The organism is Palleronia sediminis (assembly GCF_004358695.1).
In the GTDB taxonomy this organism is placed as follows: domain Bacteria; phylum Pseudomonadota; class Alphaproteobacteria; order Rhodobacterales; family Rhodobacteraceae; genus Palleronia; species Palleronia sediminis.
This window is the reverse complement of record NZ_SNAA01000001.1, coordinates 364,900-389,170: the sequence shown is the minus strand read 5'-3', so window position 1 is coordinate 389,170 and position 24,271 is coordinate 364,900. Positions and strand designations below refer to the sequence as shown.

Sequence of the window (24,271 nt, the reverse complement as noted above, 5' to 3'; positions counted from 1 at the left end):
TCGCGCGCCTTCCGACACGGCCCGTCGACCAACGGACCGAAAGGGTGTTCGCAATGAAGGATTCCGGGCAAGGGTCGGATATCGACCCCGTCGAATCGCAGGAATGGCAGGAGGCGATCGAGGACGTGATCGCCCGCGACGGTCCCGACCGGGCGCATTACCTGCTCGACAAGGCGGTGCAGCAGGCCCGCGCGGCGGGGGCGACGCTGCCCTTCAGCTCGACCACGCCCTACCAGAACACCATCCCCGCCGACGATCTGCTCGAGATCCCCGGCGATGCCGAGATGGAAAAGCGCATCCGCAGCATCAACCGCTGGAACGCGATGGCGACGGTGGTGCGCGCCAACAAGACCGAGGACGGCATCGGCGGGCATATCTCGTCCTTCGCCTCGTCGGCGGTGATGTACGATCTCGGGCTCAACCATTTCTGGCGCGCCCGCTCGGCGACCCATGGCGGCGATCTCGTGTTCTTCCAGGGCCACGTCATTCCCGGCATCTACGCCCGCTCCTTCATGGAGGGGCGCCTGTCCGAGGAGCAGATGGCGGGCTTCAGGATGGAGACCGGCGGCAAGGGGCTCAGCTCTTACCCCCACCCGTGGCTGATGCCCGATTACTGGCAGTTCCCCACCGTCTCGATGGGGCTCGGGCCGCTGATGGCGATCTACCAGGCGCGGTTCATGAAATACCTCGAGAACCGGGGCCTGATCGAGAAATCCGACCGCAAGGTCTGGGCCTTTCTCGGCGATGGCGAGATGGACGAACCCGAGAGCCTCGGCGCCATCAACCTCGCCGCGCGCGAGGGGCTCGACAACCTGATCTTCGTCATCAACTGCAACCTCCAGCGGCTCGACGGGCCGGTGCGCGGCAATTCCAAGATCGTGCAGGAACTCGAGGGCAGCTTCCGCGGCTCGGGCTGGGAGGTGTTCAAGGTGCTCTGGGGCAAGGGCTGGGACGACCTGCTCGAGCGTGACACCTCGGGCAAGCTGCGCCAGCTCATGGACGAGACCATCGACGGCGACTACCAAACCTTCAAGTCCAGGGACGGCGCCTATATCCGCGAACATTTCTTCGGCAAGTACCCCGAGACCGCCGCGCTGGTCGAGGACTGGACCGACGAGGAAATCTTTGCCCTGCGGCGCGGCGGGCACGACGCGCGCAAGGTCTATACCGCCTACAAGCGCGCGACCGAGACCAAGGGCCGCCCGGTCTGCCTGCTGGTCAAGACCGTCAAGGGCTACGGCATGGGCACCGCGGGCGAGGGGCAGAACGTCGCCCACCAGTCGAAAAAGATGGACGAGGCCCAGCTTCGCGCCATGCGCGACCGCTTCAAGATCCCGGTCGACGATGCCGATATCGACAAGGTGCCGCTCGTCTCGCTCAACAATGCGCAAAAGGCCTATCTCGCCGACCGCCGCAAGGAACTGGGCGGCGCCTTCCCGGCGCGGTTCCGCGATGCGCCCGATCTCGAGGTGCCGGGGCTCGACGCCTTCAAGCGCGAGCTGCAATCGACCGGAGAGCGCGAGATCTCGACCACGATGGCCTTCGTGCGCATCCTGACGACGCTCCTGCGCGACAAGAAGATCGGCCAGCGCGTCGTGCCCATCGTGCCCGACGAAAGCCGCACCTTCGGCATGGAGGGGCTGTTCCGCTCGGTCGGCATCTACAACCCGCTGGGGCAGAACTACACGCCCCAGGACGCCGAGCAGATGTCCTATTACAAGGAATCGCAGGACGGCCAGGTTCTCCAGGAGGGGATAAACGAGGCCGGGGCCATGGCCGACTGGATCGCGGCGGCGACGGCCTATTCCAACCACGGCGTCCCGATGATCCCGTTCTACATCTTCTACTCGATGTTCGGGTTCCAGCGCGTGGGCGATTTGTGCTGGGCGGCGGGCGATTCGCGCGCGCGCGGCTTCCTGCTGGGCGGCACGGCGGGGCGCACCACGCTCAACGGCGAGGGGCTCCAGCACGAGGACGGGCACAGCCACGTCATCGCCGGCACCGTGCCCAACTGCATCAGCTACGACCCGACCTTCAGCTACGAGGTCGCGGTGATCGTGCAGCACGGGCTGAAACGGATGTTCGCCGACCAGGAGGACGTCTATTTCTACATCACCCTGATGAACGAGAACTACCGCCACCCCGACATGCCCACCGGCGCCGAAGAGGGGATCATCAAGGGGCTCTACCGCGCCCGCAAGGCCGACAAGCCCGGCAAGAAGCACGTCAACCTGATGGGGTCCGGCACGATCCTGATGCAGGCCATCGCCGCGGCCGAGATGCTGCGCGAGGATTTCGGCGTGACCTCGGATATCTGGTCGGCCACGTCGTTCAACGAACTGGCGCGCGAGGGGCAGGATTGCCTGCGCTGGAACCGCCTCAACCCCACCGAAGAGCCGCGCGTGCCCTATGTCACGCAGACGCTTTCGGACGCCAAGGGGCCGGTGATCGTGGCGACTGACTACATCAAGACCTATGCCGAGCAGATCCGCGCCTTTGTCGAACAGCCCTACACCGTTCTGGGCACCGACGGGTTCGGGCGGTCCGACAGCCGCGAGGCGCTGCGCCGGTTCTTCGAGGTCGACGCCAACCACATTGCAGCGGCCGCCATGCACGAGCTTTACAAGGCCGGAACGGTCAGCAAGTCCGATATGGAAAAGGCCGTGCGCAAATACGACATCGACGGCAACAAGCCGAACCCGCGCCTGAGCTGAGCGGCACGAGAACGAAAAGGGACAGACCAATGGCCACCGAAGTGAAAGTGCCCGATATCGGCGATTTCGACGACGTTCCCGTCGTCGCGGTGCTGGTGAGCGCGGGCGATCGCGTCGAGAAGGAAGACCCGCTGATCGAGCTGGAAAGCGACAAGGCTACGATGGAAGTGCCCTCGTCCCATGCCGGCACCGTGAAAGAGGTGCGCCTCAAGGAAGGCGACAGCGCCGGCAAGGGCACCGTGATCCTCCTGCTCGAAGAGGACGAGACCGGCGACGACGGCGCGAATGGCGCCGACGATGCCCCCAAGGCGGACGCGCCCAAGGCGGATGCCCCCAAGAACGACGCCCCCAAGGGCGATGCCCCCAAGGCGGATGCGCCGAAACAGGACGCCCCTGCCTCGTCCGAGGGCTACGGCAATCGCGGCGGCGATGCGCCCGCCTCGAACGCGGCGTCGAGCGCGGTGGTCGATACAGGCAGCAGCAAGTTCCACGCCTCGCCCTCGGTCCGGGCCTTTGCCCGCCGGGTCGATATCGACCTGCGGCAGGTGAACGGATCGGGCCGCAAGGGCCGCATCCTGCGCGAGGATGTCGAGGCCGCGCTGGCGTCGCGGGCGGGTTCGGGCGCGTCGGGCGCGGGACAGGCGCAGGGCGGCATGGGCATCCCGCCCATCCCGGCCGTCGATTTCTCGAAATTCGGGCCGGTCGAGACCGTCGAGATGCCCCGCATCAAGAAGATCTCGGGCCCCGCGCTGCACCGCTCGTGGCTGAACATCCCGCATGTCACCCACCAGGAAGACGCCGACATCACCGAGCTCGACCTCTACCGCAAGGAGCTCGACACCCAGGCCAAAACCGAAGGCTACCGCATCACGCTGCTGTCCTTCGTCATCAAGGCCAGCGTCGCCGCGCTGAAAAAGCACTGGGAGTTCAACTCCTCGCTCCACCCCGACGGCGACAAGCTGATCCGCAAGGACTTCTACAATATCGGTTTCGCCGCCGACACGCCGAACGGGCTGATGGTGCCGGTCATCAAGGATGCCGACCGCAAGGGCATCGTCGAGATCTCGAAAGAGCTGATGGAGCTGTCCTCCGCCGCGCGCGAGGGCAAGCTCAAGGGCGCCGACATGCAGGGCGCGACCTTCACGATCTCGTCGCTGGGCGGCATCGGCGGCACCGCCTTCACCCCCATCGTCAACGCCCCCGAGGTCGCGATCCTGGGCCTGACCCGGTCGAAAATGGCGCCGGTCTGGGACGGCACGCAATTCGTGCCGCGCAACATGCTGCCCATGTCGCTCAGCTACGATCACCGCGCCGTCGATGGCGCGCTGGCCGCGCGCTTTGCCGCGCATCTGTCCTACCTGCTGGCCGATCCGCGCCGGCTGATGCTGTAAGGGGCCGCTCATGGACATCAAGGTTCCCGATATCGGCGATTTCAAGGACGTACCGGTCGTCGCCGTGCTGGTCGCGGTGGGCGACCGGGTCGAAAAGGAAGACCCGCTGATCGAACTCGAATCCGACAAGGCCACGATGGAGGTGCCGTCGCCCAATGCCGGCACCGTGACCGAGATCCGGGTCAAGGAAGGCGACGCCATCAGCGAGGGCGACGTGATCCTCGTCATGGACGTGTCGCAGGACGCCGACACCCCAGACAGCGGCGCCCCCGAGGGCGGCGCGGTCAAGCCCGATGCCCGCGACGAGGATCACACCCCCGCACCCATCGCCAGCGACGGCATCCGCGCCACGGGCGAGGGCGATCTGCATGGCGAGGTGGTCGTGCTGGGCTCGGGGCCGGGCGGCTATACCGCCGCCTTCCGCGCGGCCGATCTGGGCCGCAAGGTCGTGCTGATCGAACGCTACGCGTCGCTCGGCGGGGTCTGCCTGAACGTGGGCTGCATCCCCTCCAAGGCCCTTTTGCACGCCGCGCGCGTCGTCTCGGAAACCGAGGAGATGTCCGATCACGGCATCTCGTTCGCGGCGCCCGAGGTCGATGCGGACAAGCTGCGCCGCTGGAAGGACGGGGTCGTGGGCCAGTTGACCGGCGGGCTTGCGGGGCTGGCGAAACAGCGCAACGTGACGGTCGTGCAGGGCGAGGGACGGTTCACCGGGCCCAACGCCATCGCCGTGACGGGCGAGGGGGGCACGCGCAACGTGACCTTCGACCAGTGCATCATCGCCGCGGGCAGCCAGGCGGTGAAACTGTCCTTTATTCCGCATGACGATCCGCGCGTCGTCACCTCGACCGGCGCGCTCGAACTCGACCCGATCCCCGAGACCATGCTGGTGCTGGGCGGCGGGATCATCGGCTTCGAGATGGCGACCGTCTACCAGGGGCTCGGCGCGCGCGTCACGGTGGTCGAGATGATGGACCAGATCCTGCCCGGCGCCGACAAGGACATGGTCAAGCCGCTGCACAAGCGGATGGAGAAACGCCTTGCCGCGATCCGGCTCAAGACAAAGGTGACGGCGGTCGAGGCGAAATCCGACGGGCTGCACGTCACCTTCGAGGACGAGAAGGGCGACACCAGCACCGAGACCTTCGACAAGATGCTGGTCGCCGTCGGCCGCACCCCCAACGGCGGCAAGATCGACGCCGAGCGCGCGGGCGTCGCCGTGACCGACCGCGGCTTCATCGAGGTGGATCACCAGCAGCGCACCAACGTGCCGCATATCTTTGCCATCGGCGACGTGGTCGGTCAGCCGATGCTGGCGCACAAGGCCGTTCACGAGGGCAAGGTCGCGGCCGAGGTCGCCGCCGGCGAGAAACGCGCCTTCGACGCGCGGGTCATCCCCAGCGTCGCCTATACCGACCCCGAGGTGGCATGGGTCGGCCTGACCGAGGCGCAGGCCAAGGCGCAGGGGATCAAGTACCACAAGGGCGTCTTCCCATGGGCGGCCTCGGGGCGGGCGCTGTCCAACAGCCGCTCCGAAGGCGTGACCAAGCTGCTCTTCGACCCCGAGGACGACCGCGTGATCGGCGGGGCCATCACCGGCACCAGCGCGGGCGACCTCATCTCCGAGGTGGCGCTGGCCATCGAGATGGGGGCCGATGCGACCGACCTGGCGCATACGATCCACCCGCACCCGACCCTGTCCGAGACGGTGAACTTCGCCGCCGAGATGTTCGAGGGCACGATCACCGACCTCATGCCGCCCAAGCGGAAATAGACGCGCATCGGGCGGGCGGGGGGCAGCCCCGCCCGCCCGCCTTGATCGGCGCCGCCGAGTCCCTAGGATGTCGCGACAGGCGCGGGCACGACGCCCGCCGATGATCGGGAGATCGAGATGGCGCAGAACAACCCTTGGGACATGACCGAGATGATGAAGGCGTTCGACCCCGAGCGCATCGCCCGCATGTGGAACCCGCAGGCGATGATGACGATGTTCCAGCAGCCGCAGGCGCAGATGTTCGACCTCGAAGGCGTGATCCGCGCCAACCAGCGCAATTTCGAGGCCATGCAGGAGGCGAACAAATCCGCCGCCGAGGCCTACAAGGATCTTCTCGACAAGCAGATGGAGATCTTTGACAAGATGACCCGCGCCGCGCGCCAGCAATACGAGTGGGCCGAGGAAACCGCCGGCCCCGAGACGATGACGGCGCGCACCAAGGCGATGAACGACGCCGTCGAAGAGGCGCTGGGCCTCATGCGCCGCATGGCCGAACAGGCGCGCGAGGCCAATCGCGAGGCCTATGCCCAGATGCAGGGCCAGATCGACGAGACCGTGTCGCGGGTCGAACGGCAGGCGCAAAAGACCGCGCAGCAGGCAAAGGGCGCGACGGGGGGCTGAGCGCCCCGCGCCTGCGGCATATCGCGACCCCGCGCCGATGGGCTGGCCCGGCGCGGGAATTGCCGGTAACGCGGATGTGTGGCAGACTGGGCCGCGCCCTGCCGGAGGGGCTTCATGCCCGCGATCACCGACCATCCGCTGCGCTACATGCTCGCCAACGAGTTGCACGCGCGGCCTTTTCCCTCGCTCGCCGCGCCCTGCTTTGCCGCCTATCTCGCGCTCAAGCCCGCGCAGGACGCGGCGCGGCGCGACCGCGGGGCGGACCGGGCGCATCTGATCGCGCTGCTCGACCGGTTCGGCGCGCAGCACCCGCAGCCCGACGCGACCCACTGGTTCGGCGAGATCGGGCGCTATCGCCTCAAATGGGAACAGCATACCGAGTTCACGACCTATACCGTGTTCGGCGACGGCGTGGGCGAACGGCCTTTCGATCCCGATATCTTTGCGGTCTTTCCCGATGACTGGCTCGAACGGGCGAACGGGGTGCGCGTCACCTCGGCGCTGATCCGCGTCGAACGGCGGCCGGACGACGCCACCGTCGCGGCCGCCCTGTCGGACTGGTTCGTGCCCGAAAGCCTGGCGGTCAGCACGGTGCTCGACGACAGCGCGCTCGTGGCCAGCGATTTCCGCATCGACCCGGCGGGGCACATGCGCATGGCGGTGTTCCTGTCCGACGGCACGGGCGAACGGCGCACCGGGCGCATCGTGCAGCGCCTCTGCGAGATCGAGACCTACAAGGCCATGTCGATGCTGGGGCTCGCGCGGGTGCGCGATCTAGGCCCCAAGATGGCCGCGCTCGACGTCGATCTGGGGCGGCTGATGGATGACATGGTGGCCGCCGAGGCCCAGCCCGAGGAAACGCTGCGCGCACTGCTCAAGGTCTGGGCCGAGCTCGAGACGGTGCTGGCGCAATCCTCGTTCCGGTTCGGCGCGACCGAGGCCTACGAGGCGCTTGTCGACCAGCGCATCGGGGTGCTGCGCGAATGCCGCTTCGAGGGGCGGCAGACCTTTGGCGAGTTCATGACGCGCCGCTACGAGCCGTCGATGCGCACGGTCGTGTCGACCCGCCAACGCCTGCGCGAGATGTCCGACCGGGCGCTGCGCGCGGGCGACCTTCTGCGCACGCGGGTCGATGTCGCGCGTTCGGCCCAGAACCAGGAATTGCTGGCCAGCATGGACCGGCGCGCCGATCTGCAACTGCGCCTGCAACGCACGGTCGAGGGGTTGTCGGTCGTGGCGATCAGCTACTACGCGGTGAGCCTCGCGACCTACGCGCTGGCGCCCGCGATGGGCATGGCGGGGGTGTCGAAACCCGTCGGCACGGCGATCCTGACCCCGATCGTCGTCGGGCTGGTCTGGTATCTCGTCCGCCGCATCCGCAACCGCATCGAGTGACGCCTCACTGCCCGGTCAGCCGCCCCAGCCCGCGGGCCGGCGCCTCGGCCGGGCCGGGCAGGCGGCCCAGCAGCCCCACCGCGCGCACCGCGATCACGGCCGCCAGCGCCGCGCCGACATTGGCGACCGCCGCGGCGATGGCGATGCCGGTGAACCCCATCGCGAAGACGAGCGCCCAGGCCAGCGGCAGATAAAGTGCAAAGATCCGGCCGAGGCTCAGCCACATCGACCACACGGCCCGCGACCGGGCGTTCATCGCCGCGTTGCTGGTGATGACGACACCGTAGCCGAAAAGGGTAAAGCCCACGATCCGCAGATAGGTGGTGGCGATGGCCGCATCCTCGGGGCCCGAGGCGATGAGCGCGCTGATCTCGGGCCCGAAGACCAGCAGCACCAGCCCCACCGCCGTGCCGTAGCCCGCGCATAGCGCAAAGGTAAAGCGCAGCGCGCCCGCGGCCCGGTCGGTGCGGCCCGCGCCCCAGTTCTGGCCAATCACCGGCCCGATCCCCGAGCTCAGCCCCAGCAGCGGCACGATGGCGAGCGTCTGGATGCGCGTCGCCGCGCCGAACCCAGCCACCGCCGCCTCGCCCAGCGTCGCGACCGCCGCCGTCACCGCCGCCATGCCGGCGGGGTTGATCGCGTTCGAGAACGCCGCCGGAAGCCCCACCCCCCCGATCCGCCGGACCGAGGCGATCACGCCGCGCCACACGTTGGCGCAGGGCGTGAGATAGCCGCAGCGCCACGCCCAGAGCAGCCCGCCCACCGCCGCGAGCACCCGCACGATCAGCGTGGCCAGCCCCGCGCCGCCCGTCGACATGGCCGGGATCGGCCCCATGCCGAAGATCAGGACCGGGTCGAGCGCGATGTTCAGCACCGCCTGGCTCGACATCACGACCGCCGCCGTCACGCCGTCTCCGCGCGCCCGGAACAGCGCGCCGATCAGCATGACCAGCACGAGGAACGGGAAGGATATCGCCCAGTAGAACACGTAATCGGCGATCTCGGGCAGCACCTCTTCGCCCGCGCCGATCAGCCCGAACAGCGGGAATGTTACGGCCCAGAGCCCGACGCCCATCAGCGACCCCATCACCACCCCCAGCGCCAGCGCGTGCAGGCCGGTGCGCTCGGTCTCGGATTGCGCCTCGCCGCTGCCGATGCCTTGCGACAGCGCCGCGTTGGCCCCCGCCGACAGCCCGATCGACAGCGACGTGACGGCCGTGGTCACGGGATAAATATAGCCCACGGCGGCCAGTTCGGTCTGCCCGACGCGGCCGAGGAAATAGGCATCGGCCAGACCGACGGCGATCACGCCCAGAATGCCGATCACCATCGGCGCCGACACGGCCAGCACGGCCCGCGAGACCGGGCCCTCGGTAAGTTGACGTTCGCTCATCGGGGCCGAGATAGCGCCCCGCGCCGCCGGGGCGAGCGGGCTGCGGCGAAATCGCCGCGGGCGGGCGGCTTGACCTTACCGCGCGCGCGTCGGATCGTCGCGCGCCAGAACCGGAGAGACCGCCCATGCCCGTCCGAAACCGCTTTGCCGAGTGGCTGCCCGAACTGACCGAATGGCGGCGCGATTTCCACGCCCATCCCGAACTGCTCTACGACACCCACCGCACCGCGGCCAAGGTGGCCGAACGGCTGAGGGCCTTCGGCTGCGACGAGGTGGTCGAGGGGATCGGGCGCACCGGGGTCGTGGGCATCATCGAAGGCCGCGCCAAGGGTCCGACCGTGGGGCTGCGCGCCGATATGGACGCATTGCCCATCGCCGAGGAAACCGGCGCGCCCCATGCCTCGACCGTGCCCGGCAAGATGCATGCCTGCGGCCATGACGGCCACACGACCATGCTGCTCGGGGCCGCGCGCTACCTGGCCGAGACGCGCAATTTTGCGGGTCGCGTCGCGGTGATCTTCCAACCCGCCGAAGAGGGCGGCGGCGGCGGCCTCGCCATGGTCGAGGACGGCCTGATCGAGCGGTTCGACATCGCCGAGGTCTATGGGCTGCACAACTGGCCCGGCATGGCGCCCGGCAGCTTTGCCATCCGTCCCGGTGCCTTCTTTGCCGCGACCGACCTGTTCGAGCTTGTCGTGCACGGGCGCGGCGGGCACGCGGCCAAGCCGCACGAGACGGTGGACCCGGTCTTTATCGCGTCTCAGATCGTCGCGGGGCTTCAGGGGATCGCCGCGCGCCAGACCGACCCGGTCGATCCGGTCGTGGTGTCGGTCACGTCGATCCAGAGTTCGTCCGAGGCGTTCAACGTGATCCCCTCGCGGGTGACGATGCGAGGCACGGTGCGGACCGTGTCCGACAGCGTGCGTGCCGCGACCGAGGCCGCGCTGGGCCGGATCGCGCGCGGCATCGCCGAGGCGCATGGCGCGAGGGCCGAACTCGATTACATGCGGGGATATCCGGTGATGGCCAATGCCGAGACCGAGACCGGCTTTGCCGCCGGGATCGCGCGCGAGGTGGGCGGCGGCTGCGACGCGGCGCCGATCATCATGGCGGGCGAGGATTTCGCATACATGCTGCAAAAGCGTCCGGGCGCCTATATCCTGCTCGGCAACGGCGATTCCGCGCCCGTTCACCACCCCGAATACGATTTCGACGACAGCGTGATGCCCGCAGGCTGCTCGTTCTGGGTCGAACTGGCCGAACGGCGCCTGCCCCTGGGCTAGGGGCGCGCCTCAGCCATCCAGCAGGTCGCGATAGACGCGGTCGAGCGCCTCTGCCTCGGCCTCGAGCGAGAAAACGGCCCGCGCCCGCGCCAGCCCCGCCGCGCCCATATCGGCGCGGTCCGGGGCATCCAGCACGGCGAGAATAGCCGCGGCAAGGGCATCGGCATCGCCGGGCGGGACCAGCCGACCGGTGCGCCCATCCTCGACGATCTCGTCAAAGGCGCCGGTACGCGTCGCCACCACGGGCAAGCCGGCCGCCATCGCCTCGAGCGGGGTGAGGCCGAACCCCTCCCATCGCTGCGGCGCGACATAGAGATCGAGCGCGGCGTAGTATCGCGGCGTCTGGTGGGTCTCGACCTCGGGCAGGAACACGACCCGTCCCTCCAGCCCCGCCTGTGCCACCCGTGCCACCAGGTCGTCGCGAAACGCCTCGTCCCGTCCGACGGCGCGCCCCATCACCAGCGCGGTGACGCCAGGCCGCGCGCGCGCCACGGCGATCATCGCATCGACGAAGATATCCGTGCCCTTGCTGGCCCTGAGCCGCCCGAAACAGCCCACGAGCTCGCCCTCGGGGGGGATGCCCAGCCGGGCGCGGACCACGTCACGCGCACCGGGCTCGGGGTGAAAGGCGTCGCAGTCGATGCCATGGCGGATCACCGTCGCGGGCCTCGCGAGATAGGCGGCTGACTTGTCCGAGGTCGCGACCACCCCGTCCATCCGCGCGATCAGCCAACGCGTGAGCCCGGTGTGATGCCGTTGCGAGGCCGAGGTGAACAGCAGCCTGAGCCGCCGCCGCGCGATCTGGCGCAGCGCCATACCGGCGATCATCTCGACATTGCGGCGCGCGTGCCAGACCCGCGTCATGTCGCGCGGCAAGAAGGCGAGGCGCCCCAACGGGATCTGCGGCACATGGGGCGGCAGGGCCGGACCCGAGGCGCGCACCGGCCGCAGCCGCGACTGCACCGGAACGAGCCGCACGACCGTCGCCGTCACGCCCGACAGCCGCCTCTTGAGGTTCGGCGCGAGGATCTCGGGCGGCGCGGGATCGTGCAGGAACGGCGCGATCCGCGCCGCGATATCGCGGGGGTCGGGCGCGAGGCCGGGCGGAAGCGGCGGTGCCGCACCCGCATCCAGCGCGTCGCGCAGGGCAGCGGCCAGATCGTCCGGGTCGGACACGACCCTCGCCCCGCCCGTCGCCTCGAGCGCGGCGTAGATATCGGTGAAATTCGCGATATCGGGCCCCGAGACGACCCGCAGCCCGGCCTGCGCGGCCTCGAACGGGGTATGCCCGCCGCGCGGAGCAAAGGACCCGCCGACAAAGGCCGCGCGCGCGATCCCGTGCCAAAGCCCCATCTCGCCCAGCGTATCGGCGAGGTATATCCGGGTGTCGGGCGCGATCGCCTCGCCCGCGGATCGGCGGGCGACGCGCCACCCGCCTTTCCGCAGATCGGCCGCGATGGCGTCAGCGCGGTCGGGATGGCGCGGCGCGAGGATCATCAGCGCATCGGGGATATCGGCGCAGATCCGCGCGTGGGCGGCGGCGGCGATGGCCTCTTCGCCCTCGTGGGTCGAAGCGGCGAGCCATGCGGGGCGCGACCCCACCGATGCGCGCAGCGGCGCAAGCGCGGCCGGATCGACCGGCCGGGGCGCGGACGCGAATTTCAGCGATCCCGTGACCTCGGCGCGGTCGGGGGGGAGCCCCAGCGCGACCAGCCCGTCACGGGTCCGCGCGTCCTGCGCAAGGACCAGCGCCAGCCGTTCGGTCATGTGACGCGCCAGCGGGGCGAGCTTGCGCCAACGCGCCAGCGACCTGTCCGACGCGCGAGCGTTGACGAGGATCACCGGGCATCCGCGCCAATGCGCGGCGGCGATCTGGCGGGGCCAGAGTTCGCTTTCGGTCAGCACCATGGCCCAGGGTTGCCAATGCTCGAGGAACCGCCGCACCGCGCCGGGCGTGTCGAGCGGGGCGAACTGGTGGATCGCGGCGCCGGGCAGCTCGCGCGACATGAGCTCGGCCGAGCTGGCCGATGTTGTGGTGACAAGCGGCGTAACGTCGTCCGGCAGCACACCGAGCAAGGGCAGGATCGACCGCGCCTCGCCGACGCTGACGGCATGGATCCAGATCAGCCGCCCCGCCGGACGGGGGCGCGTGGCATTGCCGCGCCGTTCGGCGATACGGTCGGGAGCGACCCCGGCCGCGCGCAGGCGGCGGGCGTCGCGGGTGGCAAAGATCGGCCCGGCGACTGCGGTCAGCCCGGCATAGATCGCGTAGGCGAGGCGCGAGGCGACGCTCATCCGGGGCGGGGCGCGGGACTAGCCGCCGGTATGGCTCATGTGGCGGGAGACCTGGCCCGCGACCTCTTGCCGGGAATAGTCGAAATCATGCCCCTTGGGCTTGAGCGAAATGGCGGCGCGGATGGCGTTTTGCAGGATCTCGTTATTGTCAGAGGCACGCAGCGGTTCGCGCAAATCGACCATGTCCTCCTGCCCGAGGCACATGAAAAGCTGGCCGGTGCAGGTCAGGCGCACGCGATTGCAGCTTTCGCAGAAATTATGGGTAAGCGGCGTGATGAAGCCGATATTCTGCCCCGTCTCGGCAAGGGTCACATAGCGCGCGGGGCCGCCCGTGCGCTTGGCCGAATCGATCAGCGTGTAGCGGGTCGCAAGATCGCGCCGCAGATCGCTGAGCGCCCAGTACTGGCCGATCCGGTCCTCTTCGCCCATGTCGCCCATGGGCATGACCTCGATGAAGGTGAGGTCCATGTCGCGGCCGGCGCACCAGTCGACCAACGTGAACAGCTCGTCCTCGTTGAAGCCCTTGAGCGCCACGGCGTTGATCTTGACCCGCAGCCCGGCATTCTGCGCGGCGTCGATCCCCTTCATCACCTGGGGCAGGCGGCCCCAGCGGGTCACGCGGGCGAATTTCGCCTCGTCCAGCGTGTCGAGGGACACGTTCACCCGGCGGACACCGGCGGCAAAGAGGTCGTCGGCAAAGCGCGCCAGCTGCGAGCCGTTGGTCGTCAGCGTCAATTCGTCAAGCGATCCATCCTCGAGATGGCGGGACATGGCGTGGAAAAACGTCATGATCTCGCGCCGCACCAGCGGCTCGCCGCCCGTGATTCGCAGCTTGCGCACGCCCATCCCGATGAAGGTCGAGCACATGCGATCGAGTTCCTCGAGCGTCAGCAATTCCTTTTTCGGCAGGAACTGCATCGCCTCGGACATGCAATAGACGCAGCGGAAATCGCAGCGATCCGTGACCGAGACACGGAGATAGCTGATGGCACGCTGGAACGGATCGACGAGCTTTTCGGTCATGTCCCGAACCTAGGCCCCGTTCGACCCCGCCGCAAGCCTCGCCCGCCCTTTTGGTTAAGGCCCCCGTTCATGATTCGTTAGCGAATCGGGTGCTATAGCGGTGGCCGGGCATCGAGCGATCGGAACCGGAAGAGGGAGGGTGCGATGCAATGACACGACAGGCCGTTCGGGCGGTGGCGAAAGGGTTTGGCAAGCGGTGGCGCCGTTCCTATTGTGGCGCCATGACATACCGTTTCGCGATCACCGCTCCCGTTTTCCTGCTCGCTGCACTGTCCGTCGCGGGTTGTGCCCAGATGCGCGGCGACATGGCGCCGCAGGGTGCCGAGGCAACCGCGCCGGGCGCGGCGCCGCATGCGCCGGGCGCGGCGCCGTCGGGCGCCCCGGCCGAGATCGCCGCGGTGGTCAGCGCGCCCGAACCCCCGGCCGCGGCCCGCACCGCCGCCGATTTCGACACCGTGACCGACGCGCAGAAAGCCGCGGCCACGGCCGCGCCGACCGGGGGCGAGGAACGGCTGGGCGAGGTGGTGGCGTCGCTCGGCGATCCGACCGAGCCGGGGCTGTGGCTCAAGACCGGGCTGGTGACGGAGCCGACCTCGGGCAGGGTCGAGGTGGTCGGATCGGGGGCGAGCGGCGTGGTCGAACTGCGCCCCGATCCGGGCGACGGCGCGCAGCTTTCCATCGCGGCGATGCGGCTCTTGAACCTCGGGCTGACGGACCTGCCCACCATCGCGGTCTATCGCAACTAGCCCGCCTGCCAACCTGCGCGGCGGTGCAGGACGGGGCGCCGGTCCGGGCTATTCGACCGTGACCGATTTCGCGAGGTTGCGCGGCTGGTCCACATCGGTGCCCTTTGCCACCGCGGTGTGATAGGCCAAAAGCTGCGCCGGCACGGCATAGACGATGGGCGCCCATGTCGGCGACAGCGCCGGCATCTCGACCGCCGCCCATGGCGCGGGCGCGGCGGAAAGCCCCGCGGCGTCCGAGATCAGGACGACCCGGCCGCCGCGGGCCATGACCTCCTGCATGTTCGAGACGGTCTTGCCGAAAAGCGGGTCCGACGGCGCGAAGACGATGATCGGCACATGCTCGTCGACAAGCGCGATGGGCCCGTGCTTGAGCTCTCCGCTGGCATATCCTTCGGCGTGGATATAGCTGATTTCCTTCAGCTTCAGCGCCCCCTCGAGCGCGAGGGGATACATCGCGCCGCGGCCCAGGAACAGGATGTCGCGCGCCTCGGACAGGTGGCGGCCGATCTCGCCCAGCCGGTCCTCGATGGCCAGCGCCTGCGAGATCATCGCCGGGACGCGGCGCAGCTCGTCCAGCCGCGCGGCGATCTCGGCCGGGGGCAGGGCGTCGCGGTCGCGTGCGGCGGCCAGCGCCAGCAGCGCCAGCACCGTCAACTGGCAGGTAAAGGCCTTGGTCGAGGCGACCCCGATCTCGACCCCCGCAAGGATCGGCAGGGCCGCGTCGGCCTCGCGCGCGATCGACGAGGTGGTGACATTGACCACCCCGAGCGTGCGCGCCCGCCCCGTGCAATAGCGCAGCGCGGCCAGGGTATCGGCGGTCTCGCCCGACTGGCTGACGAAGATGGCAAGCGTGCCGTCCTCGATCGGGGGTTCGCGATAGCGGAACTCGGACGCGACGTCGATCTCGCATGGGATGCGGGCGAGGGTCTCGAACCAGTATTTCGCCACCGCGCAGGCATAGAACGCCGTGCCGCAGGCGACGAGAACGATGCGGCGGACCCCGTCGAGCGTCCCGGCCGCCTCGGGAAAGGCGATGGCGCCGCCCGGCCCGATATAGTGGCGCAGGCAGCCGTCGACCGCGCCGGGCTGCTCGGCGATCTCCTTGGCCATGAAGTGGCGATACCCGCCCTTGTCGATCTCGCCCGCCCCGGCGGCGACGGCCACGGCGGGCCGCGCGACCGGCGCGCCCTCCGCATCGCGGATCGTCATCCCCGCGCGCGTCAGAACGGCAAGGTCGCCCTCTTCGAGATAGACGATCCGGTCGGTGAGCGGGCCCAGCGCGATGGCGTCCGACCCCACGAAGGCCTGCGCCCCGTCATGGGCGACCGCCAGGGGCGAGCCGCGGCGCGCGGCGATCATCAGGTCGCTTTCGCCCTCGAAGAGAAAGGCCAGCGCAAAAGCCCCGTCGAGCCGCGCCAGCGTGGCGGCCACGGCGTCCTCGGGCGCGGCGCCCGCATCCATGTGGCTTTGCACCAGCAGCGCCACGATCTCGGTATCGGTGGCCGAGTCGGGGACATAGCCGCGCGTGGCAAGCTCGGTCGCGATGGCGGCGTGGTTCTCGATGATGCCGTTATGCACGACCGCGACCGGTCCGGCGCGGTGGGGGTGGGCGTTGACCTCGGCCGGGGCGCCATGGGTGGCCCAGCGCGTGTGCCCGATGCCCGATTGCCCACGCAGCGGCTCGCGCACCAGCCGGTCCGAGAGGTTGACGAGCTTGCCCACCGCGCGCCGCGTGTCGAGCGTGCCGTGCTCGACCGTGGCGATCCCGGCGCTGTCGTAGCCGCGATATTCCAGCCGGCGCAGCGCCTCGAGGATCACCGGAGAGACCTCGTAACTGGCGAGGATGCCCACGATTCCGCACATCTCAGTTGGTCCTTTTCGCCTTGGCCGCGCGCAGCCTGTCCATCATCCGCCGCGCCAGCCCGTCCTTGACGACCTGTCGGGCGCGTCCGATCGCCAACGCGCCGTCGGGCACGTCGGAGGTGATGACCGAGCCCGATCCGGTCATCGCCCCGGCGCCGATGCGGACCGGCGCGACCAGCATCGTCGACGACCCGATGAAGGCGCCCGCCCCGATCTCGGTGCGGTGCTTGAACACGCCGTCATAGTTGCAGGTGACGGTGCCGGCGCCGAGATTGGCCGCCTCGCCCACCTGCGCGTCGCCGACATAGCTGAGGTGGTTGACCTTTGCGCCCTCGCCGATCTCGGCGGCCTTCACCTCGACGAAATTGCCGATCTTCGCGCCGTTGCCGATCTCGGCGCCGGGGCGCAGCCGCGCATAGGGGCCGATCACCGCGCGGGCGCCGACATGCGCGCCCTCGAGATGGCTGAAGGCGCGGATGACGGCGCCCGATTCCACGGTCACGTCGGGGCCGAAGACGACGTTCGGCTCGACTACGGCATCGCGGCCGATATGGGTGTCGTGGGCAAAGAACACCGTGTCGGGCGCGACCAGCGTGACCCCGTCCGCAAGCGCCTCGGCACGGCGGCGCGCCTGCCACAGCGCCTCGGCGCGGGCAAGCTCGGCGCGGGTGTTGATGCCCATGGTCTCGGCCTCGGGGCAGGTGACGGCGGCGGCGTGCAGGCCGCGCGCGCGGGCGATCCCGACGATATCGGTGAGGTAGTATTCGCCGCTGGCATTCTCGCAGCCGACCGCGTCGATCAGGTCGAACAGCAGCGCGGCATCGGCGCAGACGACGCCGGAGTTGCAAAGCGTGATGGCTTGCTCGGCCTCGGTGGCGTCCTTGAACTCGACGATGCGTTCGAGCGTGCCGCCCTCGACCACGAGCCGCCCGTAGCGCCCCGGATCGGCGGCCTCGAATCCCAGCACGACCACATCGGCCCCGCCCGCGCGGGCGGCGGCCAGCCGCGCCAGCGTCTCGGGCCGGATGAAGGGCGTGTCGCCGTATAGCACGATGACATCGCCGCCGGCGCCTTGCAGCGCGGGGCGGGCCTGGGCCACGGCATGGGCCGTTCCGCGCCGCTCGGCCTGTTCGACGATCTCGAGATCGGGCAGGGCGTCGGCGGCGGCGGCGCGCACCTCGTCGGCGCCGTGGCCCACGACCAGCACCCTGCGTCCCCCGTCCAGATCGCGCGCGGCACCCAGCGCGTGAACGAAGAGCGGCGCATGCGCGATCTCGTGCAGCACCTTGGGCCGGTCCGAGTTCATGCGCGTGCCCTGGCCCGCCGCGAGGCAGACGATATGCGTGGTCATGGCTGCTTTCCTTCTGCCTCGCGCCGTTCTACCCCCAAGAGCGCGGCGCGCAAGGCCGCGGCGCGGTCACATCGGGTTGCCGCGCGTTTCACTTCCTCGAAAGGATCGGCCGATGCGAATCGTCGTTTTCGACCTCGACGGAACGCTGGTCGATACCGGCGCCGACCTGATCGCCGCGGCCAATGCCTGTTTCGACGCGATGGGGGCGGGCCATCCGCTGGACCCGGTGGCGGACAAGGCGGTGGCGTTCCGCGGCGGACGCGCGATGCTGCGGCTGGGGTTCGAGCGGATCGGGCGCGGCGACGAGGCCGCGGTGGACGCGCATTACGGCCCCTTGCTGGAGCATTACGGCGCCAATATCGACACCCATTCGCAGGTCTATCCCGGCGCGATGGAGGCAGTGGACGAGATGGCGCGCGCGGGGATCGTGTCGGTCATCTGCACCAACAAGCCCGAGGGTCTGGCCGAGACGCTGATGGCGCGGATGGGGCTGCGCGACGCCTTTGCCGCGCTGGTGGGGGCCGACACGCTGCCGCTGCGCAAGCCCGACCCCGCGCCCTTTCGCGAGGCGGTGACGCGGGCGGGGGGCGATCCGGCGCGTGCGCTCATGGTGGGCGATACCGAGACCGATCATTTGACGGCGCGGGCGGCGGGTGTGCCCAGCGTGCTGGTGCGGTTCGGCCCCGAACCCGAGCGGCTGGCCGAGCTCGGCGCGGATGCGATTCTCGACGCCTATGCCGACCTTCCCGATTTGGCCGAACGGCTGCTCGGCCGGGGCTGAGCGCCGGTTCTTGCATATATCGCGCAATCTGGCCTCAAGGTGACGCAGCGTCCGCAGGGGTTTCCCCGGCGACGGCTTGCACAAAGGCGACATTCGGGGCGCCCCTGCCGATCTGGGCCGGAGGGTCTGGCCCGAGCGCTTGCCGGGGCGTTATAGCTGGGCCTGCGAGGATGCAGGGGGTGCCGTCATGAGCCGTCGGCTGCTGTTCGCGCCGGTCGCGGCGCTGATCGTCCTGGCGGCCGTGCTTGGGCTGCGCTGGGGCATGGGGGTCGCCCGCCTGGCCGAGGGCGACGTGGTCGCCGCCATGGCCCGCCGCTATGTCGCGGCCGAGCCGGCGGGCGACCCGGCCACCTGCGTCGCGCGCCCCGGCACCGGTCGGGCCTGGGTCGTCGTCACCTGTGGCGCGCAAGGCGCGCGGATGACGTGGCGGGTCGACCGGCTGGGCCGGGTGATCGCGCCGCGTGCGGGCGGGATCTGAGCGCGCGTTGCACGGCCCCGCCCCCGCGTCTAGGATCGCGCGCGACAGCGAACCGGATCGGGGCAGGGCCGCGCGGGATGGATGACGACTACGAGGATCTCAACGACACCTATCCGGGTGCCGGCACGTTCCGCTTCGGCGATTCGCGGGAGATGTGCCGCCGGCTGACGGCGCTGGTGATCGCGGGCAAGAAGACGGCGACCTGCGGCGCGCTGCGCGATTTCCCCGAGGGCGAGCCCGGCCGCCCCGAGGTCGGGCGCCGCGATATCGCGACGGATTGGGATGGCACGCCCCGCGTCGTGATCGAGACCACCGAGGTGTTCGAGAGCCCGTTCCGCGATGTGCCCGAGGATTTCGCCCTAGCCGAGGGAGAGGGCGATTTCGCGCGCTGGCGCGCCGATCACGCCGCGTTCTTTGCCCGCAACGGCGGCTTTGCCGAGGACATGCCGCTCTTATGCGAGCGGTTCCGCGTGATCGAGGTGCTGGAGTGAGGCGGCGCGGCGCGGCGGGACGCGCGCGGTGATCGTGCTGCATCATTGCCACGGCACGCGGTCGATGCGGGTGCTGTGGCTGCTGCACGAGCTGGGGGTGGAGTTCTCGCTCAGGGTGCGCCCCTTCGACCGGACGCTGCGCGATCCCGAATATCTCAGCATCAACCCCTCGGGGCGGGTGCCCGCGCTCGAGATCGACGGCGAGACGGTCTGGGAATCGGGCGCCATACTCGAGATCCTGTGCGAGCGTTTCCCCGAGCGGGGGCTGGGCCGGCCGCCCGGCGATATCGACCGCCCCGATTTCCTGACCTGGCTGCATTTCGCCGAGACGATCAGCCAGTCGAGCACGGCGCTGACGCAGCAGCATATCGTTCTGCGCGAGGATGCGATGCGCTCGCCCACGGTGATGCGGCTCGAGGCGGCGCGGCTGGGCAAGCTCTTTGCCGCCATCGAGGGGCGCCTTTCCACCCCGGTCGAGAATCGCGACTACCTGCTGACCAGCGGCTTTTCGGCGGCCGATATCGCGGTCGGGCAGGCGGTGTGGATGGCGCGCCATTTCGCGCCGCTCGACCCGTTTCCCGAGGTCGCGCGCTGGTATCGCGAGATCACCGAGCGCGAGGCGTTCCGCCGGTCGCTGCCGCCAGCGGATGCCGAGCCGCTTTATGCAAGCGATTTCTACCCCGCGTGGCCCGACGCGGACACCGTGCCGCGTTGACCGCGGGCGGCCGAGGCGGTAGCCCAAGCCAATCCCGACCGGAGCCGATGCGATGAACGACATTCTGCGCGACTACCTGCCGATCCTGATCCTGCTGGGCCTTGCCGTGGCGCTGGGCGTGATCCTGATCCTGGCGGCGGTGATCGTCGCCGTGCGCAACCCCGATTCCGAAAAGGTGTCGGCCTATGAATGCGGGTTCAACGCCTTTGACGACGCCCGGATGAAGTTCGACGTGCGCTTTTACCTCGTGTCGATCCTGTTCATCATCTTCGATCTCGAGATCGCGTTCCTGTTTCCCTGGGCCGTGACCTTTCACGCGATGACCGACGCGGCCTTCTGGTCGATGATGGCGTTCCTGGGCGTGCTGACCATCGGGTTCGCCTATGAATGGAAGAAGGGCGCGCTCGACTGGGAGTGACGCCCGCCGGGCGGAGCGCGCCCGCCCGACGCGAGGGGGCGCGCGTTGACGCCGGGCCGCGGCGATAATAGGTGAATGCGACGGTCCGGGCGCGCCCTTGGCGCCCCGCCGACCCATGAGGAGAATTCGTCATGTCCGTGACCCCCGGAGCGACCCCCTACGGTGCCCTGACGGCCGGCCCCGACCCCGAACACGCCACGCAGGCGCTGAACCGGGAGCTGACCGACAAGGGTTTCCTGCTCACCACGTCCGAGGACATCATCAACTGGGCGCGCACCGGCTCGCTGCACTGGATGACCTTCGGGCTGGCCTGCTGCGCGGTCGAGATGATGCATACCTCGATGCCGCGCTACGATGCCGAGCGGTTCGGCGTCGCGCCGCGCGCGAGCCCGCGCCAGTCCGACGTGATGATCGTCGCGGGGACGCTGACCAACAAGATGGCCCCCGCGCTGCGCAAGGTCTACGACCAGATGCCCGAGCCGCGCTACGTGATCTCGATGGGCTCCTGCGCCAATGGCGGGGGGTATTACCACTACAGCTATTCGGTGGTGCGCGGCTGCGACCGCGTCGTGCCGGTCGATATCTACGTTCCCGGCTGCCCGCCGACCGCCGAGGCGCTGCTTTACGGCATCCTCCAGTTGCAGCGAAAGATCCGCCGCACCGGCACCATCGTCCGCTGAGACCTCAACCAGGATTAGCCCATGCCGCTGACCGAACTGGCCGACCACATCAAGACCTCGCGGCCCGATTGCGTGCTCTCGACCGAGATCGCCTTTGACGAGCTGACGGTGAATGTCGCGCTGGCCTCGATCCCGTCGCTGGTCGAGTTCCTGAAAAGCGACCGCAACTGCCGCTTCACGACGCTGATCGACATCACCGCCGTGGACCGGCCCGAGCGCGAGGCGCGGTTCGACCTCGTCTATCACTTTCTCTCGATGCACGAGAACCAGCGCATCCGCCTCAAGGCCGAGGTGCGCGAGGACGAGATGGCGCCCTCGATCACTTCGATTTTCCCGGCCGCCAACTGGTTCGAGCGCGAGGTGTTCGACATGTTTGGCGTGCTGTTCACCGGCCACCCGGACCTGCGGCGCATCCTCACCGATTACGGTTTCCGCGGCTATCCGCTGCGCAAGGATTTCCCGACCACCGGCTATGTCGAGCTGCGCTATGACGAGACGGTCAAGCGCGTGGTCTACGAGCCCGTGAACCTCGTGCAGGAATACCGGCAGTTCGACTTCCTCAGCCCCTGGGAGGGCGCGGAATACGTGCTTCCGGGCGACGAGAAGTCCGGCGACGCCCCGGCCTGAGCGGGTGGAGCCGCGCGTCGACCCCGCGGGCGCCCTGCGCGTGATGATCTGCGCCGGCGCGACCAAGGCCGGTACGACCTGGCTTTTCGAGACGCTGCGGGGCCATCCCGAATGCCATTTGCGCGGCGTCAAGGAGCTGCATTTCTGGGATGCGGGGATCGAGGTTTCGCAGGCGTCGATGCTGGACCGGCTGGGCGCCTCGGCCGCGCGCAAGCTGACCCGCATCGCCGACGAGGGCGACCCCGAGGGGCGGCTTCGGGCCGAGTTGGCGGATATGGACGCGGTCGCGGCGCTGCACGAGGACGGCGCCACGGCGGATGACTGGCTGGCCTACCTGTCGCATGGCCGCGGGGGCCGCGCGGTGGTTGGAGAGGCCAGCCCCAGCTATGCGCTTTTGCCGCGCGAGCGGCTGGCCGAGATGGCCCGTGCGACGCCGGGCCTGCGGCTGATCTATCTGATGCGCGATCCGGTGGCGCGGCTCTGGTCGAATCTGCGCATGGTCGAAAGTGCCGGGCGGGACGGCGATGACGGGCTTGCCGCGCGGGTCGATCGCGCGATGCACGCCGTTTTCGCCGGCAAGCGGGCCGGCGTCGCGCGGCGCTGCGACTATCGCGGCGCGCTGGGCCGGCTCGATGCGGCGATCCCGGCCGGGAACCTGCTGGCCATGACCAGCGAAGAGGCGTTCACCGATGCGGGGCTCGCGCGGATCTGCGACTTTCTCGGCATTGCGCCCGTGCCCGCGCCGCCCACTCGCCATCACGAAGGCGTGGCCTTGCCCGCCACGCGGCAGCAGCGCGACGCCATGCGCCGTTTCCTTCGCCCGCAATACGAGTATATTCGCCTGCGCTTCGGATCGCTGCCCGAGGCATGGCTGCCCGAGACCCATGGGGACCCGAGATGAAAGACACGGCATTCGAAGACGCCCAGACGGGCGAGCAGAAGATCCGCAACTTCAATATCAACTTCGGGCCCCAGCACCCGGCGGCCCATGGCGTGCTGCGACTGGTGCTGGAACTCGACGGTGAGATCGTCGAGCGCTGCGACCCCCATATCGGGCTGCTGCACCGCGGCACCGAAAAGCTGATGGAGACGCGGACCTATCTGCAGAACCTGCCCTATCTCGACCGGCTCGACTACGTAAGCCCGATGAACCAGGAACACGCCTGGGTTCTCGCCATCGAGCGGCTGACCGGGACCGAGGTGCCGCGCCGCGGGCAGCTCATCCGCGTTCTGTTCTGCGAGATCGGGCGCATCCTGTCCCATCTGCTGAACGTGACCACGCAGGCGATGGACGTCGGCGCGCTGACCCCGCCGCTCTGGGGGTTCGAAGAGCGCGAAAAGCTGATGATTTTCTACGAACGGGCCTGCGGCGCGCGGCTTCATGCCAATTATTTCCGCCCCGGCGGCGTCCACCAGGATCTGCCGCCCGAGCTGATCGAGGATATCGACGACTGGATCGACCCGTTCCTGGGTGTGCTGGACGATCTCGACGGGCTTCTGACCGAGAACCGGATCTTCAAGCAGCGCAATGTCGATATCGCCATCATCTCGCAGCAGGAGGTGTTCGACTGGGGCATGTCGGGCGTCATGGCGCGCGGCTCGGGGCTGGCCTGGGACCTGCGCCGCGCCCAACCCTACGAGTGCTATGACGAGTTCGAGTTCGAGATCCCGGTGGGCGTGAACGGCGATTGCTACGACCGCTACCTGATCCGCATGGCCGAGATGCGCGAATCCGCCAAGATCATGCGGCAGGCGCTGAAAAAACTGCGCGACGAGCCCGGCCCCGTCATGCATCGCGGCAAGCTGAGCCCGCCGACGCGGCGCGACATGAAGACCTCGATGGAGGCGCTGATCCATCACTTCAAGCTCTACACCGAGGGGTTCCACGTCCCCGAGGGCGAGGTCTATGCCGCGGTCGAAGCCCCCAAGGGGGAGTTCGGCGTCTATCTCGTGGCCGACGGCACGAACCGGCCCTACCGCGCCAAGCTGCGCGCGCCGGGCTATCTGCACCTGCAGGCGATGGACCATATCTCCAAGGGCCACCAGCTTGCCGATGTGGCCGCGATCATCGGGACGCTCGACGTCGTGTTCGGAGAGATCGACCGCTGATCCGCAGCCCTGCGCGCGGCCCGACCGGCTGCGCGCGCGGCGGTCGGGAATGAGTATTTGAGGAAACAGAGACGGCAGGGCCGCGCAGCCGCAAGCGATCTTTCGCTTGGGAAAGCGATGCGC

21 protein-coding genes and 1 pseudogene are annotated in these 24,271 nt (G+C 69.1%); 16 read left to right on the top strand and 6 right to left on the bottom strand.

Annotated features, from left to right (window positions below):
• Positions 1 to 53 precede the first annotated feature (53 nt).
• The 5 genes from aceE to E2L08_RS02005 all read left to right on the top strand — a co-directional run bounded on the left by aceE (position 54) and on the right by E2L08_RS02005 (position 7,895).
• On the top strand, positions 54 to 2,714 hold the full coding sequence (aceE, locus tag E2L08_RS02025) for a pyruvate dehydrogenase (acetyl-transferring), homodimeric type (RefSeq protein WP_133395365.1): 2,661 nt from the start codon (positions 54 to 56) through the stop codon (positions 2,712 to 2,714).
• A complete protein-coding gene (locus tag E2L08_RS02020; RefSeq protein ID WP_240757988.1) occupies positions 2,672 to 4,105 on the top strand; it encodes a dihydrolipoyllysine-residue acetyltransferase in 1,434 nt (477 codons plus the stop codon). The genes aceE and E2L08_RS02020 overlap by 43 nt, the downstream gene beginning before the upstream one ends.
• Before the next feature lie 10 nt (positions 4,106 to 4,115).
• Positions 4,116 to 5,879 (top strand): dihydrolipoyl dehydrogenase, encoded by a 1,764-nt coding sequence (gene lpdA / locus E2L08_RS02015; protein WP_133395363.1) that lies wholly within the window; start codon positions 4,116 to 4,118, stop codon positions 5,877 to 5,879.
• Between the two features lie 117 nt (positions 5,880 to 5,996).
• The gene (locus E2L08_RS02010; RefSeq protein WP_133395362.1) at positions 5,997 to 6,500 is read left to right on the top strand and encodes a phasin family protein; all 504 of its coding nucleotides are present in this window, start codon (positions 5,997 to 5,999) and stop codon (positions 6,498 to 6,500) included.
• A 114-nt stretch (positions 6,501 to 6,614) separates the two neighbouring features.
• Positions 6,615 to 7,895, top strand: coding sequence for a DUF3422 family protein (locus E2L08_RS02005; RefSeq protein WP_133395361.1), 1,281 nt, complete (start codon positions 6,615 to 6,617; stop codon positions 7,893 to 7,895).
• A 4-nt stretch (positions 7,896 to 7,899) separates the two neighbouring features.
• Here the strand turns inward: E2L08_RS02005 and E2L08_RS02000 are convergent, their stop codons facing one another.
• Entirely contained in the window at positions 7,900 to 9,288 is a 1,389-nt protein-coding gene (locus E2L08_RS02000; protein ID WP_133395360.1) for an MATE family efflux transporter, read from the bottom strand.
• A gap of 125 nt (positions 9,289 to 9,413) precedes the next feature.
• Here E2L08_RS02000 and E2L08_RS01995 point away from each other — a divergent pair, with 125 nt between their 5' ends.
• Positions 9,414 to 10,571: a M20 aminoacylase family protein gene (locus E2L08_RS01995; protein WP_133395359.1), complete on the top strand. Its 1,158-nt coding sequence runs from the start codon at positions 9,414 to 9,416 to the stop codon at positions 10,569 to 10,571.
• Between the two features lie 9 nt (positions 10,572 to 10,580).
• Here E2L08_RS01995 and E2L08_RS17190 read toward each other — a convergent pair whose 3' ends face one another.
• The 3 genes and pseudogenes from E2L08_RS17190 to moaA form a co-directional block, all read right to left on the bottom strand.
• On the bottom strand, positions 10,581 to 11,624 hold the full coding sequence (locus tag E2L08_RS17190) for a glycosyltransferase family 4 protein (RefSeq protein WP_240757976.1): 1,044 nt from the start codon (positions 11,622 to 11,624) through the stop codon (positions 10,581 to 10,583).
• Between the two features lie 612 nt (positions 11,625 to 12,236).
• Positions 12,237 to 12,866 (bottom strand): annotated as a pseudogene (locus E2L08_RS17185) (3-deoxy-D-manno-octulosonic acid transferase); the annotation flags it as partial.
• Between the two features lie 18 nt (positions 12,867 to 12,884).
• Positions 12,885 to 13,889, bottom strand: coding sequence for a GTP 3',8-cyclase MoaA (moaA, locus tag E2L08_RS01985; protein ID WP_133395357.1), 1,005 nt, complete (start codon positions 13,887 to 13,889; stop codon positions 12,885 to 12,887).
• A gap of 221 nt (positions 13,890 to 14,110) precedes the next feature.
• Here moaA and E2L08_RS01980 point away from each other — a divergent pair, with 221 nt between their 5' ends.
• Positions 14,111 to 14,635, top strand: a complete 525-nt coding sequence (locus E2L08_RS01980; protein ID WP_168771020.1) for a hypothetical protein — start codon at positions 14,111 to 14,113, stop codon at positions 14,633 to 14,635.
• A gap of 48 nt (positions 14,636 to 14,683) precedes the next feature.
• Here the strand turns inward: E2L08_RS01980 and glmS are convergent, their stop codons facing one another.
• Positions 14,684 to 16,498 (bottom strand): glutamine--fructose-6-phosphate transaminase (isomerizing), encoded by a 1,815-nt coding sequence (gene glmS / locus E2L08_RS01975; RefSeq protein ID WP_133395356.1) that lies wholly within the window; start codon positions 16,496 to 16,498, stop codon positions 14,684 to 14,686.
• A 1-nt stretch (position 16,499) separates the two neighbouring features.
• Complete coding sequence (gene glmU / locus E2L08_RS01970) at positions 16,500 to 17,849, bottom strand: bifunctional UDP-N-acetylglucosamine diphosphorylase/glucosamine-1-phosphate N-acetyltransferase GlmU (RefSeq protein WP_133395355.1); 1,350 nt, start codon at positions 17,847 to 17,849, stop codon at positions 16,500 to 16,502.
• A 112-nt stretch (positions 17,850 to 17,961) separates the two neighbouring features.
• Here glmU and E2L08_RS01965 point away from each other — a divergent pair, with 112 nt between their 5' ends.
• The 9 genes from E2L08_RS01965 to E2L08_RS01925 all read left to right on the top strand — a co-directional run bounded on the left by E2L08_RS01965 (position 17,962) and on the right by E2L08_RS01925 (position 24,148).
• On the top strand, positions 17,962 to 18,630 hold the full coding sequence (locus E2L08_RS01965; protein ID WP_133395354.1) for an HAD-IA family hydrolase: 669 nt from the start codon (positions 17,962 to 17,964) through the stop codon (positions 18,628 to 18,630).
• Between the two features lie 187 nt (positions 18,631 to 18,817).
• Positions 18,818 to 19,108: a hypothetical protein gene (locus E2L08_RS01960; RefSeq protein WP_133395353.1), complete on the top strand. Its 291-nt coding sequence runs from the start codon at positions 18,818 to 18,820 to the stop codon at positions 19,106 to 19,108.
• 77 nt (positions 19,109 to 19,185) lie between these two features.
• Entirely contained in the window at positions 19,186 to 19,599 is a 414-nt protein-coding gene (locus tag E2L08_RS01955; protein ID WP_133395352.1) for an ASCH domain-containing protein, read from the top strand.
• A gap of 28 nt (positions 19,600 to 19,627) precedes the next feature.
• Entirely contained in the window at positions 19,628 to 20,314 is a 687-nt protein-coding gene (locus tag E2L08_RS01950; protein WP_133395351.1) for a glutathione S-transferase family protein, read from the top strand.
• Between the two features lie 52 nt (positions 20,315 to 20,366).
• Positions 20,367 to 20,732: an NADH-quinone oxidoreductase subunit A gene (locus tag E2L08_RS01945; protein ID WP_133395350.1), complete on the top strand. Its 366-nt coding sequence runs from the start codon at positions 20,367 to 20,369 to the stop codon at positions 20,730 to 20,732.
• Positions 20,733 to 20,863: 131 nt separating this feature from the next.
• Positions 20,864 to 21,412, top strand: coding sequence for a NuoB/complex I 20 kDa subunit family protein (locus tag E2L08_RS01940; protein ID WP_133395349.1), 549 nt, complete (start codon positions 20,864 to 20,866; stop codon positions 21,410 to 21,412).
• 21 nt (positions 21,413 to 21,433) lie between these two features.
• Positions 21,434 to 22,039, top strand: coding sequence for an NADH-quinone oxidoreductase subunit C (locus tag E2L08_RS01935; RefSeq protein ID WP_133395348.1), 606 nt, complete (start codon positions 21,434 to 21,436; stop codon positions 22,037 to 22,039).
• A gap of 4 nt (positions 22,040 to 22,043) precedes the next feature.
• Complete coding sequence (locus tag E2L08_RS01930) at positions 22,044 to 22,940, top strand: sulfotransferase (protein ID WP_133395347.1); 897 nt, start codon at positions 22,044 to 22,046, stop codon at positions 22,938 to 22,940.
• The gene (locus tag E2L08_RS01925) at positions 22,937 to 24,148 is read left to right on the top strand and encodes an NADH-quinone oxidoreductase subunit D (RefSeq protein WP_133395346.1); all 1,212 of its coding nucleotides are present in this window, start codon (positions 22,937 to 22,939) and stop codon (positions 24,146 to 24,148) included. The genes E2L08_RS01930 and E2L08_RS01925 overlap by 4 nt, the downstream gene beginning before the upstream one ends.
• Positions 24,149 to 24,271 lie beyond the last annotated feature (123 nt).

Coding starts and splice junctions, on each gene's coding strand:
- E2L08_RS01935 (WP_133395348.1), top strand. CDS start 21,434: ATGCCGCTGACCGAACTGGCCGACCACATCAAGACCTCGCGGCCCGAT.
- E2L08_RS01955 (WP_133395352.1), top strand. CDS start 19,186: ATGGATGACGACTACGAGGATCTCAACGACACCTATCCGGGTGCCGGC.
- E2L08_RS02005 (WP_133395361.1), top strand. CDS start 6,615: ATGCCCGCGATCACCGACCATCCGCTGCGCTACATGCTCGCCAACGAG.
- E2L08_RS01960 (WP_133395353.1), top strand. CDS start 18,818: ATGAGCCGTCGGCTGCTGTTCGCGCCGGTCGCGGCGCTGATCGTCCTG.
- lpdA (WP_133395363.1), top strand. CDS start 4,116: ATGGACATCAAGGTTCCCGATATCGGCGATTTCAAGGACGTACCGGTC.
- E2L08_RS01980 (WP_168771020.1), top strand. CDS start 14,111: ATGACATACCGTTTCGCGATCACCGCTCCCGTTTTCCTGCTCGCTGCA.
- E2L08_RS01995 (WP_133395359.1), top strand. CDS start 9,414: ATGCCCGTCCGAAACCGCTTTGCCGAGTGGCTGCCCGAACTGACCGAA.
- E2L08_RS02000 (WP_133395360.1), bottom strand. CDS start 9,288: ATGAGCGAACGTCAACTTACCGAGGGCCCGGTCTCGCGGGCCGTGCTG.
- moaA (WP_133395357.1), bottom strand. CDS start 13,889: ATGACCGAAAAGCTCGTCGATCCGTTCCAGCGTGCCATCAGCTATCTC.
- E2L08_RS01965 (WP_133395354.1), top strand. CDS start 17,962: ATGCGAATCGTCGTTTTCGACCTCGACGGAACGCTGGTCGATACCGGC.
- glmU (WP_133395355.1), bottom strand. CDS start 17,849: ATGACCACGCATATCGTCTGCCTCGCGGCGGGCCAGGGCACGCGCATG.
- glmS (WP_133395356.1), bottom strand. CDS start 16,498: ATGTGCGGAATCGTGGGCATCCTCGCCAGTTACGAGGTCTCTCCGGTG.
- E2L08_RS02010 (WP_133395362.1), top strand. CDS start 5,997: ATGGCGCAGAACAACCCTTGGGACATGACCGAGATGATGAAGGCGTTC.
- E2L08_RS01940 (WP_133395349.1), top strand. CDS start 20,864: ATGTCCGTGACCCCCGGAGCGACCCCCTACGGTGCCCTGACGGCCGGC.
- E2L08_RS01925 (WP_133395346.1), top strand. CDS start 22,937: ATGAAAGACACGGCATTCGAAGACGCCCAGACGGGCGAGCAGAAGATC.
- aceE (WP_133395365.1), top strand. CDS start 54: ATGAAGGATTCCGGGCAAGGGTCGGATATCGACCCCGTCGAATCGCAG.
- E2L08_RS01945 (WP_133395350.1), top strand. CDS start 20,367: ATGAACGACATTCTGCGCGACTACCTGCCGATCCTGATCCTGCTGGGC.